Here is a 15880-nt window from a genome sequence, read left to right on the forward strand (position 1 = left end):
CACCTTCCCCCTTTTGGGGAAGGTGGGGATGGGGGCCCTGGGCGCTGGATGCGTTGCAGCTTTTCGACCGCCGCAGGCCCCCACCCCAGCCCTCCCCCAGTGGGGGAGGGAGCCAATGGCTACTGCCACTGGGGCTTGATGGTGAAAGGCAGCGTGTCGGCGTGCAGGGCCTGCACGGCGGCGTCGCGGTGCTTGAGCACGGCGCGCTGGTTGATTGAGCCCTTGTCGGTGATCTCGCCCTTGTCGATGGAGGGCGGCTCTGCCACCAGCGCGGCCCGGGCGATGCGGTTGGCACTGCCCGTGGCGTCGCCGGCCAGGCGGTCGATCACCTTCTGGAAGTGCAGCTGAACCTCCGGATGCTCCAGCACCGACTTCAGCGGTGCATCGCCCGGCAGCGAGGGAGCCAGCTCGCGCACCGCCTGGGTCGGGAAGATCAGCGCCCCCACTTCCTTCAGGTTGATGCCGGTGAGCACCACGTCCTGCACATAGGGCGCGCCGAACGCGATCACCTTGGCGCGCAGCGGGCCCACGCTCACGAAGGTGCCGGTGGCCAGCTTGAAGTCCTCGGCGATGCGGCCGTCGAAGCGCAGGCCCAGGTGGATGTTTTCGGGGTCGATCCAGGTGACGGCATCACCCGTCTTGAAGAAGCCTTCCTCGTCGAAGGCCTCGTGCGTGGCCTCGGGCATGCGCCAGTAGCCGGGCGTGACGTTGGGACCGCGGTAGCGGATCTCGATCTTGCCGTCGGTGGGCACCAGCTTGATCTCCATGCCTGCGGTGGGCAGGCCCAGGTCGCCGGTGCGCACTTCGGGACGGGTGATGTACAGGCCGAAGGGGCCGGACTCGGTCATGCCCAGGCCCGTGCCCATCACCAGCCGTTCGCCGATCTCGGCCTCCTGCAGGCGGTGAAGCTGGTCCCACACGGCTTGCGGCAGCGCGGCGCCGGCGTAGAAGAACATGCGGCAGCGCGACAGCAGCTTCTTGCGCAGCACCGGGTCTTCCTCCATCGCGTTGGCGATGTACTCGAAGCCGGTGGGCACGTTGAAGTAGACCGTGGGCGCGATCTCGCGCAGGTTGCGCAGCGTTTCGGCGATGCCTGCGGGCGTGGGCTTGCCGTCGTCGATGTACAGCGTGCCGCCGTTGTCCAGCACGATGCCGACGTTGTGGTTGCCGCCGAAGGTGTGGTTCCAGGGCAGCCAGTCGACCAGCACCGGCGGCTCCTCGCCCAGCGCGGGGATGGAGGCGCGCAGCTGCTGCTGGTTGGCGCACCACATGCGGTGCGTGTTGATGACCGCCTTGGGGTTCTTGGTGGAGCCCGAAGTGAACAGGAACTTGGTGATGGTGCCCGGGTGCGTGCCGTGCATGGCCGCTTCGACGGCGGAGGTGGGCTCGGTGGCCAGCAGCTGCGACAGCGGCGTGACCGTGCGGCCTTCCAGCGCGCCGCCGCCCAGCACCACCTCGGTGTCGGCCGGCACCACGGCGGCGATGGCGGCGGCGTAGCGCGTATCGCTGGCGAACACCAGTCCGGGCGTGAGCGTGCCGATCACATGGCGCAGCTTGTCGTAGTCCTTGCTGACCAGCGAGTAGGGCGGCGACACCGGGCAGTGCGGAATGCCGACATAGAGTGCGCCCAGCGCCAGCAGCAGGTGCTCGATGCTGTTCTCGCTGAGGATGGCGACCGGCCGGTCCTCGCTCAGGCCGCGGTCCAGCAGCGCCTGGCCGATGGCACGGACCTTGGCCAGTGCCTCGCGATAGCTGATGCGGATCCAGTCGCCGGTGCTGCCGTCGGCATTGCGCGCGCGGCGGGCCACGAAGGTCCGGTCGGGCGCCATGGCGGCCCAGTACACCAGGCGGTCCGTCATGCGGTGGGCATGGTGGCCCAGCGGCTTGTCGGCCTGCAGGTATTGCACGCCGCCTTCGGCCTCGCGCAGCACGGCGCGGGTGATGCCGAATTCGAGCGCGCGGTAGCGGGCGGCGGGCGCTGCAGTTTGGGCTGCGGGCATGTCGAGTGTCTCCAGCATGTTCTTGTCCTCCGGTGCCCGGGCCTCAGCCCTTGCTGACCTTGGCGGCCTTGCCTTCGAGGAAGGCGCGCACGCGGGCCTTGGCCTCGGGCGCGTCCTGCACGATGCCGGACATCAAGGCCTCGGTGAAGAAACCGTGGTCGGCGTTCTGCTCGGCGATGCGGGGCAGGGCGTGCATCAGCGCATAGTTGGTGAGCGGCGCGTTGGTGGCGATGCGGCGGGCCAGCTCGACAGCCTTGTCCAGCGCGGCACCTTCGGGCACCAGGTACTGAGCGAAGCCGGCGCGCTCGCCGTCCTCGGCGTTGTAGACGCGGCCGGTCATCATCATGTCGGTCATGCGGGCCACCCCGATCAGGCGCGGGATGCGCACCGAGCCGCCGCCGCCCACGAAGATGCCGCGCGTGCCTTCGGGCAGCGCGTAGAAGGTGCTGGCATCGGCCACGCGGATGTGGCAGGCGCTGGCCAGTTCCAGGCCGCCACCCACCACGGCGCCGTGCAGCGCCGCGACGACGGGCACGGGGCCGTGCTGCACCAGCTCCAGCGCGGCATGCCACATGCGCGAATGGCGCAGGCCGCCACCGGCATCGCGCTCGCTGATTTCGGACAGGTCGAGGCCGGCGCAGAAGTGCGGACCTTCCCCGTCGATCACGGCCGCACGCACGGTGTCGGGCAGGCTCTCGAAGGTATTGCGCAGCGCCAGGATGAGGCCGTCGTTGAGCGCGTTGCGCTTGGCGGGGCGCGTGAGGCGGACGATGGCGATGTCGCCCTGGATGTCGAGGCTGAGGTCCTGATGAGTCATGATTGCGTTCGGAAGTTGGATCGATTATGGTTATCCGAAATAATCAATTCAACGGCCCGGAACGGCCAACTCCTCAGTACTTACCCGAACGGAGACGCGTCCCATGGACATCGCGAACCTCACCGCCATCGACATCCACACCCACGCCGAGATCAGCTGCTGGAACCCCTTTGACAACTACGGCGAGGAGTACGACCGCGCGGCGGACAAGTACTTCCGCTCCAGCCGGCGCCCCACCATCCAGGAGAGCATCGACTACTACCGCGAGCGCAAGATCGGCTTGGTGATGTTCGGCGTGGACAGCGAGTCCAACCTGGGCCGCCGCCGCATCCCGAACGAGGAGATCGCCGAGGCGGCGCAGAAGAACAGCGACATCATGATCGCCTTCGGCAGCGTCGATCCGCACAAGGGCAAGATGGGGGCGCGCGAGGTGCGCCGGCTGATCGAGGAGCATGGCGTCAAGGGCTTCAAGTTCCATCCGACGGTCCAGGGCTTCCACCCCTACGACCGCATGGCCTGGCCGCTGTACGAGGTGATTGCCGAGCACAAGCTGCCGGCCATCTTTCACACCGGTCACAGTGGCATCGGCTCGGGCATGCGCTGCGGCGGCGGACTGCGGCTGGAGTACAGCAACCCGATGCACCTGGACGACGTCGCCATCGACTTCCCGGACATGCAGATCATCATGGCCCACCCCAGCTTTCCGTGGCAGGACGAGGCGCTGTCGGTGGCCACGCACAAGCCCAACGTCTGGATCGACCTGTCGGGCTGGAGCCCCAAGTATTTTCCGAAGCAGCTGGTGCAGTACGCCAACACGCTGCTGAAGGACCGCATCCTGTTCGGCAGCGACTACCCGCTGATCACGCCCGACCGGTGGATGAAGGACTTCCAGGAGGCCGGCTTCAAGCCGGAGGTGATGCCCGGCATCCTGAAGGACAACGCGGTGCGTCTGCTCGGGCTGAAGTGATCGGCAGGCGCGTCACGGCCGGTCGGCGCTGCCGGCCTTCTGCGTCGCGCCGCCTTGGGCCTCGTGCCGCACGCCCCACGAGTCGCGGGCCCGTCGGCGCTCCTCGCGCTCACGGGCCATCTGTTCCTCGAACTGCTGACGGCCTTCCTTGGCCACCGCAATGAGTTTTTTGCGGTCCTTGTAGTGCGGATAGCTGTCTTCCGCGATGCGCATGTTGCGCAGGCGGAACTGCATCGCCGCCTCACGGGCCTCGTGCGCGGGCCAGCCCAGCGTCTCCAGCACCGAGCGCGCACTGCGAAGCGACGACTCGAACAGCTCGCGTTCGGCCAGGGTGATGCCGCGGTCGCGCAACTGGTAGTAGTGCCCCAGGTTGCGGGCGCGGGCGATGATCTCGGCCTGCGGAAAGTGCTCCCGCACCAGGTCGACGATGGCCAGGCAGGTGGCCACCTCGTCCACCGCCACTACGATGGCACGGGCCTGGCCGGCGCCTGCGATGCGCAGCAGATCGAGTCGCGTCGCGTCGCCATAGAACACGCGGAAACCGAACTCCCGCAGGCCTTGCACCGTGTCGGGATCATGGTCCAGCACCGTCACCGGCATGCCCTGCGACAGCAGCACGCGTCCGACGATCTGGCCGTAGCGGCCGAAGCCGCAGATCAGCACCTGCGCTTCCTGCGGCTCGGAGATCTCCTCCACCTGCGCCCGGATCTGCGGGTCGGGAATGAGGCGGTCGAAGAGCACCAGCAGCAGCGGCGACAGCAGCATCGACAGCGCCACCGCGCCGATCAGCAGCGACGAGGTTTCGGGCGCCAGCACCTGCGCGCCGACGGCCGCCTGGAAGACGACGAAGGCGAACTCGCCACCCTGCGCCAGCAGCAGCGTGAACACCGGCCGCTCGCGCGCCGGCAGCCCCATGGCGCGCGCCAGCCCCAGGATCACGCCGAACTTGAGCGCCATGAAGCCCACCACCAGCGCGGCCATCAGCAGCGGCTGGGCCAGCAGCACGCGGAAGTCGATGCTCATGCCCACGGCGATGAAGAACAGGCCAAGCAGCAGGCCCTTGAAAGGCTCGATGTCGGTCTCCAGCTCACGGCGGTATTCGCTCTCGGCCAGCAGCACGCCGGCCAGGAAGGCGCCCAGCGCCATCGACAGGCCCACGAACTGCATCAGCGCCGCGATGGCCACCACCAGCAGCAGCGAGGCCGCGGTGAAGATCTCGGGCGTGTTGCTGCGGGCGATCCAGCGCAGGATCGGCCGCAGCGCCAGCCGGCCGCCCAGCACGATGCCCCCCACCACGCCGATGATCTTGGCGGCTTCGAGCGCGCGGGCCGTGGCGTCCAGCGGCGCGTCGGCCGGTCCGCTGGCCAGCACCGGCAGCAAGGCCAGGATGGGAATGGCGGCGACGTCCTGGAACAGCAGGATCGAGAAACCCGCCTGGCCGCTGGCCGTCTTGAGCAGCTTGCGCTCGCCGAAGACCTGCAGCGCGATGGCCGTGGAGGAGAGCGCCAGCCCCAGCGCCGCCACCAGTGACACCCGCCAGGGCGCGCCGGCCGCGCAACCCACCGCGAAGAGCACCACGGCGCAGCCCAGCACCTGGGCGCTGCCCCAGCCGAAGATGGGCCGGCGCAGCAGCCAGAGCCGGCGCGGCTCCAGTTCCAGCCCCACCAGGAAAAGCATCAGCACCACGCCGAACTCGGCGAAGTGCAGCACCTCCTCGACGCTGGACACCAGCCCGAGGCCGGCCGGGCCGATGGCGATGCCGGCCACCAGGTAGCCGATGATGGCGCCCAGGCCGAGCGCGCGCGAAAGCGGCACGACCAGCACGGCGGCGCCGAGGTAGATCAGGCTGTTGGTCAGCCAGGCGGGTGCGTGTTCCATGCTCAGCGCACCCCCTGGGCCTGGGGTCGGTCGCCCGCAGGCACCAGGCATTCGGGGCAGTCCTCCAGCTCCGCCAGTTCGGGCCAGTCCGGATAGCTGCTCAGGCGCTGGGCGAAGACCTCCACATGCGCCGCGAGTTCGGGCTCGGGCACGCGCCGGGCATCGTGCAGCAGCAGCGGCGGCAGGAAGCGCATGCCGCACAGGGCCGCCGTCTGTTCGTAGGGCGGCAGGAAGGCGTCGAAGAAATAGCGGTTGTAGCCTGCGGGGTGGTAGCTGTCCTGGGCGCCGCCGGTGCTGGCCACCAGCCACATCGACTTGCCGCGCAGTGCATGGCCACCGGGGCCGTACGCCCAGCCGTAGCCCAGGACCTCGTCCAGCCACAGCTTCTGCAGGGGCGGCATGCTGTACCACTGGATCGGATGCATCAGCACCACCAGCTCGGCGGCGTCCAGTCGCCGCTGCTCGGTCGCCACATCGATGGCGTAGTCGGGGTAGGTGGCGTACAGGTCGTTGACCTGCACGTGTGGAAGACCCAGGGCGGCGTCGCGCAGGCGCCGGTTGGCCCGGGATTCCCGCCAGTGGGGATGCGCCGCCAGCACATAGACCGCGGCCGCGTCAGGCTCGCTGGAGGGGGCGCCGGATGTTGAGGTTGGAATGGTCGGCATGGCGGCGACCATAGCGCAAACGCGTGTCGGCCTGCCGGCATCGGCTGGGCCTACCATGCAGCCTGGTTCAACGCCAGGAGCGCTGCATGCCGGTGGTTCTCGTCGCCAATCCGAAGGGTGGGTCGGGCAAGTCGACGCTTGCGACCCACATCGCGGGCTATTTCGCGAGCCGGGGCCATCCGGTCATGCTGGGCGACGTGGATCGGCAGCAGTCCTCGCGGCTCTGGCTCTGGCTGCGGCCGGCGCAGGCCGTCGGCATCCGCGGCTGGGAGGCGCAGGGGCAGGGCAGCATCGTGCGTCCACCCGCGGGGACAACCCACGCCGTGCTGGACACGCCGGCCGGATTGCATGGCTGGCGTTTCAAGGAAGTGCTGGCGCTGGCAGACAAGGTGGTCGTGCCCGTGCAGCCCAGCCTGTTCGACATCTTCGCGACCCGCGATTTCCTCGACCGGCTGGCGGAGCGCCTGCCGGGCAAGAGGGCGCCGCGCATCGGCCTGGTGGGCATGCGGGTAGGGGCGCGCACGCTGGCCGCCGAACGGCTGCGCGAATTCGCCATGCAGATGAAGATGCCGCTGGTCACGGAACTGCGCGAGACGCAGAACTATGTGCAGCTCGCGGCCCACGGCCTGACCCTGTTCGACCTTTCGCCCACGCGCTACGAGCGCGACCTGGCGCAGTGGCAGCCGCTGATCCAGTGGCTCGACGATTGACGGCCTGGCGCCAGCCGCTTGCGGGAAAGCACCGACCGCTCCTGTCCCGGCGCAGACAGCAGGGCTGGCGGGCCCGGGGCATCATCCGCCGCATGACCAAGCGCATCTTCCAGACCCTTGCCGACCTGAGCGCCTGCGTCGGCCAGGACATCGCCACCAGTGACTGGACCACCGTGACGCAGGCCCAGGTCAACCAGTTCGCCGAGGCGACGGGCGACCACCAGTGGATCCACGTGGATGTGGAGCGCGCCAAGGCCGGCCCGTTCGGCGCGCCCATCGCTCACGGCTTTCTCACGCTGTCGCTGTTGCCGACCTTCTTCGACACCGCGGTCGAAGTGGTCGAGGCCCGCATGGGGGTCAACTATGGCCTGAATCGCGTGCGCTTCATGTCGCCGGTGCCGGTCGGCAGCCGGTTGCGGGCCCATATCAAGCTGCTGTCGAGCGAAGCCATCGAAGGCGGCGGCTACCAGATGGTCTGGCAGAGCACCATCGAACTCGAAGGCGCCGCGAAGCCCGCCTGCGTGGCCGAGTCGGTGGTGCGGCGCTACCCCTGAAATCAGGGCGCGCCGCGGCGGCTCACAGCGTGCCGACTTCGGCGCAGTTGGCGCAGCCCTCGCGCGCCGTGGCCCGCGCACCGGCCTGGACCACGGCCCGATCCGTGTTGCCGCGCACCTGGAGCACGCCGGTGCTGCCGTTGTTGGGCGTCGGCGCATTGCCGGCCTCTGCCTGCACCTGTGCCCGTGACAGCGTGGACTGGAAGGGGGCCGGCGGGTTGGGCGATATCTCGCCGTCCACGGCATGGGCAGCGCCCGCGGTGAACAGGGTGGCGAGGGCAACGGCGGTGAGCTTGCGGATCATGGGAGGCTTCCTTGGTAAGAGGTGGAGGGATGGCGCTTGGCCGCCGTGAGGCTGCACAGGGGCCTGATCCAGATACGCCCGCGCCCTCTGCCTGGATTCACGTGTAGCCAACGGATACACGTTCCCTGGCGCCGCCCCGACTCAACCTTCCGTGGCGAACCCGTTCTGTCGCCAGGCTTCGAACACCGTCACGGCCACCGCGTTCGACAGGTTGAGGCTGCGCTGGCCCAGCCGCATCGGCAGCTTCAACTGCTGCGGCGGGGCGAAGCGCTCCCGCAGTTCGGGCGCCAGTCCGCGGGTCTCGGCCCCGAACACCAGCCAGTCGCCGGGCTGGAAGGCGACGTCGTGCACCATGCGCGTGCCGCGCGTCGTGAGGGCGAACAGGCGCTCGGGCGCCGGCGCGTGCCGGTCGACCAGCGCCTGCCAACTGGCATGGCGCTCGACGCGGGCGAACTCGTGGTAGTCGAGGCCGGCCCGCCGCAGCAGTCGGTCTTCCATCGAGAAACCGAGCGGCTCCACCAGATGAAGCTCGCAGCCGGTGTTGGCCGCGAGACGGATCACGTTGCCGGTATTGGGCGGGATCTCGGGCTCGACGAGAACGATGCGGAACATGGGACGGTCGACCAGGCAGGGAGGGGCGGCGAGCTTAACCGCCGCTGGATGGCCCCGTGCGACGCGGCGATGGTGCATCCGTCACGCGTCGCCGGGGGCGGGCGTGCGCGCGAGCACCAGGGCCGTCACCTGCGCCGCGCCGGCCTGCCGAAGCACCCGGGCGGCGGCACTCAGTGAGGCGCCGGTGGTCATCACATCGTCGACCAGCAGCACGGCGCGGCCCCGCAGGCCGTGAGCGCGCGCGGGCTCCACCGCGAAGGCCCCCCGCAGGTTGCGCAGCCGGTCGGCCCGGCTCAGGCCCGACTGCGGCAGTGTGTGGACCGGCCGCAGCAGCACGTGGGCATTGCAGCGGCCCGGCGCCAGCCGGCGTGCCAGTTCCAGGGATTGGTTGAAGCCGCGCTCGCGCAGCCGTTCCTGCGACAGCGGCATCGGCAGCACGAGGTCGGCGGCGTCGATCAGGTCCGCCGCCCGTGGGTGGCGGCGCAGCACGGCCGCCAGCGGCGCCGCCCAGCCGGCTTCGCCCGCGAACTTGAAGCGCGAGACGCAGGCGCTCCAGGGCCAGTCGTAGTCGCAGGCGGCGACGCATTCGTCCAGGGGCGGCGGATCGCGCAGGCAGGCACCGCAGACGGGCTGGCCCGGCGGCACCGCCAGTGCGCAGTGCCGGCATCGCGGGACGGGGACGGCGAACTGGTCCAGACAGGCGCGGCAGAGCACCTCGTCCGGCCAGGCCCGGCAGAGCGCGCATTGGCTGGGAAGCAGGTCGAGCAGGGCGCTGAACAGTCGGGCAGCCGGGAGGCGAAGCCGGGTCGGCGCAGAGGTCGGCATCGGCTCAATATACTGGCGCGCCCCTCGCCGACCCCGCCCGCCGCCGTGACGATTCGCACGCGGCGCGCCTCTTCATCGACATGTCTTCTTCTTCCGCATCCCGGCCGCCCACCATCGACCCGGTGGCCGCCCGCCGCTGGGCGCGGCAGGCGCCCGGCGATGCGGCGCCCTGGCTCCACGAGGAAGTGGGCCGGCGGATGGAAGAGCGCCTGCAGTGGATCAAGGCCACGCCGCGGCACTGGGCCGACTGGTCGCCGCTTCGAGGTGGCCTGGAGGTGCATGAGCGGGTGGCGCAGCGCTATCCCCAGGCGGCTGCCTATGTGCAGGAGCCGGAGCCGGCCCTGCACGCCCTCACGGCGGCCGCCTTTGCCGCACCCTGGTGGAGCGCGAAGCGCTGGCGGGGCGGCCGGCCGCAAGTCTTCGGCGCCTTGCCTGAAGGGGGCGTCGACCTGCTGTGGGCCAACATGGGGTTGCACATGGCGCCGGACCCCGAGGTCCTGATCGCCGAATGGCACCGCCGCGTGGCGACCGACGGTTTCCTGATGTTCTCCGGCCTCGGCCCCGACACACTGATGGAACTGCGTTCCGCCTATCGGGCTCGCGGCTGGCCGGAGCCAGCCCATGCCTTCACCGACATGCACGACTGGGGCGACATGCTCGTGCATGCCGGCTTTGCCGAGCCGGTCATGGACATGGAGCGCATCGTGCTGACCTGGGGCACGCCCGAGGCGGCGCTGGCCGAATTGCGCACGCTGGGCCGCAACCTGCATCGGGATCGCTTCCCGGCCCTGCGCGGGCGGCGCTGGCGCGCGCAGATGCTCGACCTGCTGGCCGGCCTGGCGTCCGACGAGCACGGCGGACGCATCGCCCTGACCTTCGAGATCATCTATGGCCATGCCTTCAAGCCGGTTTCGCGGGTGGCGGTCGCCCCGGAAAGCGCCATCGGCCTGAATGACATGCGTCAAATGTTGCGACGCGGCCGCGACGGCGCCTAACCGCTCAGGCGACGCTCGCGAAGGGGCTTCGGGGCAGGGCTTGCCCCGACTGCCGAAACAGGGTGCCACGCTACAATTCTTGAGTGCTTGCGGCCCTGGGACTGGCCCTCGGCTGCAGCGGCACCCCCTCGAAAGAGCCCCTCCCGCCCGTGCCGAATCCCGTGTTTCGCTTCGCCACTGTTTCGGGCCAGAGCATCCACTGGTTCCTGCGGCGCAATTGCTCGATCACGCCCAGCCAGCTCGGGTGGGCCTATGCGTCGTTGTGCGTGGTGTCTCTCGGGATCGCCGGTGTCTTCTGGCTGCAGGGCGCCAAGCTCGTGTTGCCATTCGCCTGGCTGGAACTGGCGGCGGTGGGATTGGCGTTCATGTTCTATGCCCGGCATGCGACGGACGGCGAGCGCATCGCGCTGCAGGACGGTCGGCTCGTGATCGAGCACGAGCATGGCGGCAGCGTCAAGCGGGCTGAATTTCTTCGGCACCAGGTGCGCGTGGAGCCCCAGGCGAGCGACCGCTCGCTGATCGAGGTGTCGGCGCAGGGGCGTTCGGTCTGCGTGGGACGCTATGTGCGTCCCGAGCTTCGGGCCGCACTGGCACGGGAGATCCGCAGCGCGTTGCGCGAAGCCTAGCTTCGCGCGGCGCTGGTGGATGGTGGAGACGGTGGATTGTTTGAAGGTCTGAAAAAAGTGAACACGATGAAGAGCATTTGGACCGTGCCGGCAAGATGGATGCTGGCGGCTGGCGTGGCGTTCAGTGGCGCCGCGCATGCAGTCGAGGATCTGCCGGGCGGCCCGATGGTGCGCCAGCTCAACCTTCCGGTGGGGGCGACGCGCATCTCGGAGGAGCAGCACTTCCTGCACAACGTGCTGTTGCTGCTGTGCTTCGTGATCTTCGTCGGTGTCTTCTCGGTGATGTTCTATTCCATCTGGAAGCATCGGAAGTCCGTGGGCCACAAGGCCGCCAACTTCCATGAGTCCGTGGTGGTCGAGGTGGTCTGGACCATCGTCCCCTTCATCATCGTGATCCTGATGGCCCTGCCTGCCACCAAGATCCTGGTGGCGCAGAAGGACACCACCAACGCCGACCTCACGATCAAGGTGACCGGCTACCAGTGGAAGTGGGGCTACGACTACCTCAAGGGCGAAGGGGAAGGCCTGTCCTTCATCTCCACGCTCGACAGCTCGCACCGTGCCCTGTCCGACGCTGGTGCCAAGGGCGATGTGCCCAACGACTACCTGCTCAAGGTCGACAACCCGCTGGTGGTGCCCGAGAAGCAGAAGATCCGCATCATCACCACGGCCAACGACGTGATCCACGCGTTCGCCGTGCCGCAGTTCGGCATCAAGCAGGACGCGATTCCCGGCTTCGTGCGCGACACCTGGTTCCGCGCCGAGCGAACTGGCGATTTCTATGGTCAATGCCAGGAATTGTGTGGAAAGGAGCATGCGTACATGCCGATCCACGTCAAGGTCCTGTCCGCTGCCGATTACACCGCGTGGGTCGACACCAAGAAGAAGGAAGCCGCCGCCAAGCAGGACGACCCCAACAAGGTCTGGACGCTGCCCGACATCCTGGCCCGCGGCGAGCGCGTGTACGCCGCCAACTGCGCGGCCTGCCACCAGGCCAACGGCAAGGGCGCCGGCCCCATCAAGCCCCTCGACGGGTCCGCCGTGGTGCTCGACGCCGACCACACGAAGCAGATCCATGTGCTGCTCAACGGCCAGAACAACGGCGCCATGCCGTCGTGGAAGCAACTGTCCGATACCGATATCGCGGCAGTCGTCTCCTACACCAAGAACAGCTGGTCCAACAAGACAGGCCAGCTCGTGCAGCCGGCCGAGGTGCTGGCACAGCGCGGCAAGTGATGCCGGCGCCATTGCAGTCCCTCCGAGAGTCAGCCAAGGAATAACGACATGAGCGCAGTCCTCGACCCGCATGGCCACACCGCCCACGGTGGCGATGTGCACGACGAACACCACGACCACCCGCACGGCTGGCGCCGCTGGATGTTCGCCACCAACCACAAGGACATCGGCACGCTGTACCTGCTGTTCTCCTTCACCATGCTGATGATCGGCGGCATCCTGGCGCTGCTCATCCGCGCCGAGTTGTTCCAGCCCGGCCTGCAGTTGGTGAATCCCGAGCTGTTCAATCAGTTCACCACCATGCACGGCATCATCATGGTGTTCGGCGCGATCATGCCGGCCTTCGTGGGCTTCGCGAACTGGATGATCCCGCTGCAGATCGGCGCCAGCGACATGGCCTTTGCGCGGATGAACAACTTCAGCTTCTGGCTGATGATTCCCGCCGCCCTCATGCTCGTGGGCTCCTTCTTCCTGCCGGGCGGCGCACCGGCAGCGGGCTGGACGCTCTATGCACCGCTCACGCTGCAGATGGGCCCCTCCATGGATGCCGGCATCTTCGCGATGCACATCCTGGGTGCCTCGTCGATCATGGGCTCGATCAACATCATCGTGACCATCCTCAACATGCGTGCCCCCGGCATGACGCTGATGAAGATGCCGATGTTCTGCTGGACCTGGCTGATCACCGCCTACCTGCTGATCGCCGTCATGCCCGTGCTGGCCGGCGCCATCACCATGACGCTGACCGACCGGCACTTCGGCACGCACTTCTTCAACCCCGCCGGCGGTGGCGACCCGGTGATGTACCAGCACATCTTCTGGTTCTTCGGTCACCCCGAGGTCTACATCATGATCCTGCCGGCCTTCGGCATCATCAGCCAGATCGTGCCGGCCTTCGCGCGCAAGAAGCTCTTCGGCTATGCCTCGATGGTGTACGCCACCAGCTCGATCGCCATCCTGTCCTTCATCGTGTGGGCCCACCACATGTTCACCACCGGCATGCCGGTGACGGGCCAGCTGTTCTTCATGTACGCGACCATGTTGATCGCGGTGCCGACGGCCGTGAAGATCTTCAACTGGATCGCGACCATGTGGCAGGGCTCGATGACCTTCGAGACGCCGATGCTCTTCGCCGTGGGCTTCATCTTCGTGTTCACCATGGGCGGCTTCACCGGCCTGATCCTGGCCGTGGCGCCCATCGACATCCAGCTGCAGGACACCTATTACGTGGTGGCGCACTTCCACTACGTGCTGGTGGCCGGCTCGCTCTACGCCATGTTCGCTGGCGTGTACTACTGGCTGCCCAAGTGGACCGGCGTGATGTACGACGAGGCGCGGGGCAAGCTGCACTTCTGGTGGTCGCTGATCTCGTTCAACGTCACCTTCTTCCCGATGCACTTCCTGGGTCTTGCGGGGATGCCGCGTCGCTATGCGGACTATCCGATGCAGTTCGCCGACTTCAACGCCATCGCCTCGGTCGGTGCCTTTGCCTTCGGCCTGGCGCAGGTGTACTTCTTCCTCTTCGTCGTGCTGCCCGCCATGCGAGGCAAGGGCGAGCCTGCGCCCCAGAAGCCCTGGGAAGGCGCCGAAGGCCTGGAGTGGGAAGTGCCGTCGCCAGCGCCATTCCATACCTTCGAGAACCCGCCCCGCCTGGACGCCACCGCGACCAAGGTGATCGGCTGAGGCTGAACACGTGTCCCCACCTGCCATGACGCCCGACCAGAAGAAGAACAACCGCCGCATGGGCCTGACGTTGGCCTCCATCGCGGTGCTGTTCTTCATCGGCTTCATCATCCGGATGGCCTGGCTGGGCCACTGAGGATCTTCCATGGCCCTGCACTTTGCCCGGCGCCTGCGCCGCGAGAACCTCCAGATGGTGGGCAAGCTCGCGATCGTGGTGGCGGGCATGTTCGCCTTCGGCTATGCGCTGGTGCCGCTGTACCGTGCCATCTGCGAGGTCACGGGCATCAATGTGCTGGCCCGGTCCGAACTCGACGTGCCGGGTGGCGCCAAGGGCGGCTCGGCGGTCAAGGTTCCGGCCAATACGCAGGTGGACCTGTCACGCACCATCACGGTGGAGTTCGATGCCAATGCACACGGGCTGTGGGACTTCGCGCCCGCCCAGCGCTCGATGCAGGTCCATCCCGGCGAACTGCATACGGTGATGTACGAGTTCCAGAACGTCCAGAACCGCCGCATGGCTGCACAGGCCGTGCCCAGCTATGCGCCGCAGCAGGCCGCGCCGTACTTCAACAAGCTGGAATGCTTCTGCTTCAACCAGTACACGCTGGACGCCGGTGAGAAGAAGCAGTGGCCCGTGGCCTTCGTGATCGATCCGCGCATCTCCAAGGACGTGAAGACGATCACCCTGTCGTACACCTTCTTCGAGGTCGGCGGCCGTACGCCGCCCGCGCCCACGGCGGCGGCCGGCAACGGGGAGCCGCGCTCGTGACCGCGCCGGAAGATGGCCGCCCGGTGCCCAAGCCGTCGCTGTGGCGCACCATCAAGGCAGTGGCCTGGGGCTTCTTCGGCGTGCGCAAGCACAGCGAGTACCAGGAAGACATTTCGCGCCTGTCACCGCTGCACATCGTGGCGGTGGGCTTCGTCGCGGTGCTGGTGCTCATCGCAGTGCTGCTTGCGCTGGTGAAGTTCGCCGTTTCGACCTGAGCCGACATCCGTTCCCCTGCAACCCACAAGACAGAGATCAAGCCTGAGGAGCAACATGAGTTCGACCACCCACGGCACCGCGCCTTACTACTTCGTGCCGGGCCCATCGCGTCATCCGCTGATGGCCGCCATCGGCCTGTTCTTCGTCATCCTCGGGGCCGGGCAGTGGATCAATGACCATGCATGGGGCGCCTATTCGCTCGCCTTCGGCCTGATCTGGTGGTGGGTGGTGCTCTTCCAGTGGTTCCGTGAAGCGGTGGGAGAAAGCGAGGCCGGCAAGTACAGCGCCAAGATCGACCTCTCGTACCGCTGGAGCATGAGCTGGTTCATCTTCTCGGAGGTGATGTTCTTCGGTGCCTTCTTTACCGCCCTGTGGTGGACCCGCACCCACTCGCTGCCGGCGCTGGGCAGCCTGGACAACGCGCTGCTGTGGCCCGACTTCAGGGCCGTGTGGCCCAGCGTGCAGGCCGGTGCCACTGGCTCGCCCGCCGGCATCGTCGAGCCCTTCCAGACCGTGGGACCCTTCTGGCTGCCCACCATCAACACGGCGCTGCTGCTGTCCTCGGGCGTGACACTCACCATCGCCCACCATGCGCTGCGCGCCGGCCACCGTGCCCAGACCATCCGCTTCATGTGGATCACGGTGCTGCTGGGCGTGATTTTCCTCGGTGTGCAGGGCTACGAGTACTACCACCTCTACACCGAACTCAACCTCAAGCTGAGTTCGGGCGCCTACGGCTCTACCTTCTTCATGCTCACCGGCTTTCACGGCCTGCACGTGTTCGTCGGCATGCTGATGCTGCTGTTCATCACGCTGCGCTTGATGAAGGGCCACTTCACGCCGGAGCGCCACTTCGGCTTCGAGGGCGCGGCCTGGTACTGGCACTTCGTGGACGTGGTCTGGCTTGGCCTGTACGTGCTCGTCTATTGGCTTTGACCGACAAGGCTGCCGAAGGGGCCTCGCTATGATCGAGGTCCAGAAAGCACAAAAGCGCCGCAAGGCGCTTTTTTGTTGTCGTCCGCT

At 67.8% G+C, this 15880-nt stretch carries 18 protein-coding genes; 11 read left to right on the top strand and 7 right to left on the bottom strand.

From position 1 onward, the window contains the following. Positions 1–119: 119 nt before the first annotated feature. Together ACT54X_RS07435 and ACT54X_RS07440 are read right to left on the bottom strand one after the other, a co-directional pair. Entirely contained in the window at positions 120–2000 is a 1881-nt protein-coding gene (locus ACT54X_RS07435; RefSeq protein ID WP_476345795.1) for a feruloyl-CoA synthase, read from the bottom strand. A 43-nt stretch (positions 2001–2043) separates the two neighbouring features. After that, a complete protein-coding gene (locus ACT54X_RS07440) occupies positions 2044–2817 on the bottom strand; it encodes a crotonase/enoyl-CoA hydratase family protein (protein WP_017760569.1) in 774 nt (257 codons plus the stop codon). Between the two features lie 103 nt (positions 2818–2920). Here ACT54X_RS07440 and ACT54X_RS07445 point away from each other — a divergent pair, with 103 nt between their 5' ends. Continuing rightward, entirely contained in the window at positions 2921–3784 is an 864-nt protein-coding gene (locus ACT54X_RS07445; RefSeq protein ID WP_076511995.1) for an amidohydrolase family protein, read from the top strand. 12 nt (positions 3785–3796) lie between these two features. Here the strand turns inward: ACT54X_RS07445 and kefC are convergent, their stop codons facing one another. Both kefC and kefF read right to left on the bottom strand, forming a co-directional pair. Then, a complete protein-coding gene (gene kefC, locus ACT54X_RS07450) occupies positions 3797–5662 on the bottom strand; it encodes a glutathione-regulated potassium-efflux system protein KefC (protein WP_476345797.1) in 1866 nt (621 codons plus the stop codon). Positions 5663–5664: 2 nt separating this feature from the next. After that, on the bottom strand, positions 5665–6327 hold the full coding sequence (gene kefF, locus ACT54X_RS07455; RefSeq protein WP_294369957.1) for a glutathione-regulated potassium-efflux system oxidoreductase KefF: 663 nt from the start codon (positions 6325–6327) through the stop codon (positions 5665–5667). 86 nt (positions 6328–6413) lie between these two features. Here kefF and ACT54X_RS07460 point away from each other — a divergent pair, with 86 nt between their 5' ends. Beyond that, positions 6414–7037 (top strand): nucleotide-binding protein, encoded by a 624-nt coding sequence (locus tag ACT54X_RS07460; protein WP_476345799.1) that lies wholly within the window; start codon positions 6414–6416, stop codon positions 7035–7037. 92 nt (positions 7038–7129) lie between these two features. Then, on the top strand, positions 7130–7591 hold the full coding sequence (locus tag ACT54X_RS07465; protein ID WP_017760949.1) for a MaoC family dehydratase: 462 nt from the start codon (positions 7130–7132) through the stop codon (positions 7589–7591). Between the two features lie 22 nt (positions 7592–7613). Here the strand turns inward: ACT54X_RS07465 and ACT54X_RS07470 are convergent, their stop codons facing one another. From ACT54X_RS07470 to ACT54X_RS07480, 3 genes are all read right to left on the bottom strand, one after another. Further along, the gene (locus ACT54X_RS07470; protein WP_294369952.1) at positions 7614–7895 is read right to left on the bottom strand and encodes a DUF4148 domain-containing protein; all 282 of its coding nucleotides are present in this window, start codon (positions 7893–7895) and stop codon (positions 7614–7616) included. 141 nt (positions 7896–8036) lie between these two features. Then, positions 8037–8507, bottom strand: a complete 471-nt coding sequence (locus tag ACT54X_RS07475) for a tRNA (cytidine(34)-2'-O)-methyltransferase (protein WP_294369950.1) — start codon at positions 8505–8507, stop codon at positions 8037–8039. A gap of 81 nt (positions 8508–8588) precedes the next feature. Then, a complete protein-coding gene (locus ACT54X_RS07480; RefSeq protein ID WP_294369947.1) occupies positions 8589–9332 on the bottom strand; it encodes a ComF family protein in 744 nt (247 codons plus the stop codon). Between the two features lie 80 nt (positions 9333–9412). On the opposite strand from ACT54X_RS07480, the gene ACT54X_RS07485 reads away from it, so the two are divergent. From ACT54X_RS07485 to ACT54X_RS07520, 8 genes are all read left to right on the top strand, one after another. Beyond that, positions 9413–10327, top strand: coding sequence for a class I SAM-dependent methyltransferase (locus tag ACT54X_RS07485; RefSeq protein ID WP_294369945.1), 915 nt, complete (start codon positions 9413–9415; stop codon positions 10325–10327). 149 nt (positions 10328–10476) lie between these two features. Beyond that, positions 10477–10953, top strand: a complete 477-nt coding sequence (locus ACT54X_RS07490; protein WP_476345801.1) for a DUF2244 domain-containing protein — start codon at positions 10477–10479, stop codon at positions 10951–10953. 66 nt (positions 10954–11019) lie between these two features. Then, on the top strand, positions 11020–12189 hold the full coding sequence (gene coxB / locus ACT54X_RS07495; RefSeq protein ID WP_294369939.1) for a cytochrome c oxidase subunit II: 1170 nt from the start codon (positions 11020–11022) through the stop codon (positions 12187–12189). A 48-nt stretch (positions 12190–12237) separates the two neighbouring features. Continuing rightward, positions 12238–13872, top strand: coding sequence for a cytochrome c oxidase subunit I (gene ctaD / locus ACT54X_RS07500; RefSeq protein WP_294369937.1), 1635 nt, complete (start codon positions 12238–12240; stop codon positions 13870–13872). Between the two features lie 25 nt (positions 13873–13897). Then, positions 13898–14008: a cytochrome oxidase small assembly protein gene (locus tag ACT54X_RS07505; protein WP_294370368.1), complete on the top strand. Its 111-nt coding sequence runs from the start codon at positions 13898–13900 to the stop codon at positions 14006–14008. Between the two features lie 9 nt (positions 14009–14017). After that, on the top strand, positions 14018–14641 hold the full coding sequence (locus tag ACT54X_RS07510; RefSeq protein WP_294369934.1) for a cytochrome c oxidase assembly protein: 624 nt from the start codon (positions 14018–14020) through the stop codon (positions 14639–14641). Continuing rightward, positions 14638–14856, top strand: coding sequence for a DUF2970 domain-containing protein (locus tag ACT54X_RS07515; RefSeq protein WP_017761736.1), 219 nt, complete (start codon positions 14638–14640; stop codon positions 14854–14856). The genes ACT54X_RS07510 and ACT54X_RS07515 overlap by 4 nt, the downstream gene beginning before the upstream one ends. A 55-nt stretch (positions 14857–14911) precedes the next feature. Beyond that, on the top strand, positions 14912–15793 hold the full coding sequence (locus ACT54X_RS07520) for a cytochrome c oxidase subunit 3 (protein WP_017761735.1): 882 nt from the start codon (positions 14912–14914) through the stop codon (positions 15791–15793). Positions 15794–15880 lie beyond the last annotated feature (87 nt).

This window comes from Pseudacidovorax sp. DMC4, assembly GCF_056314265.1.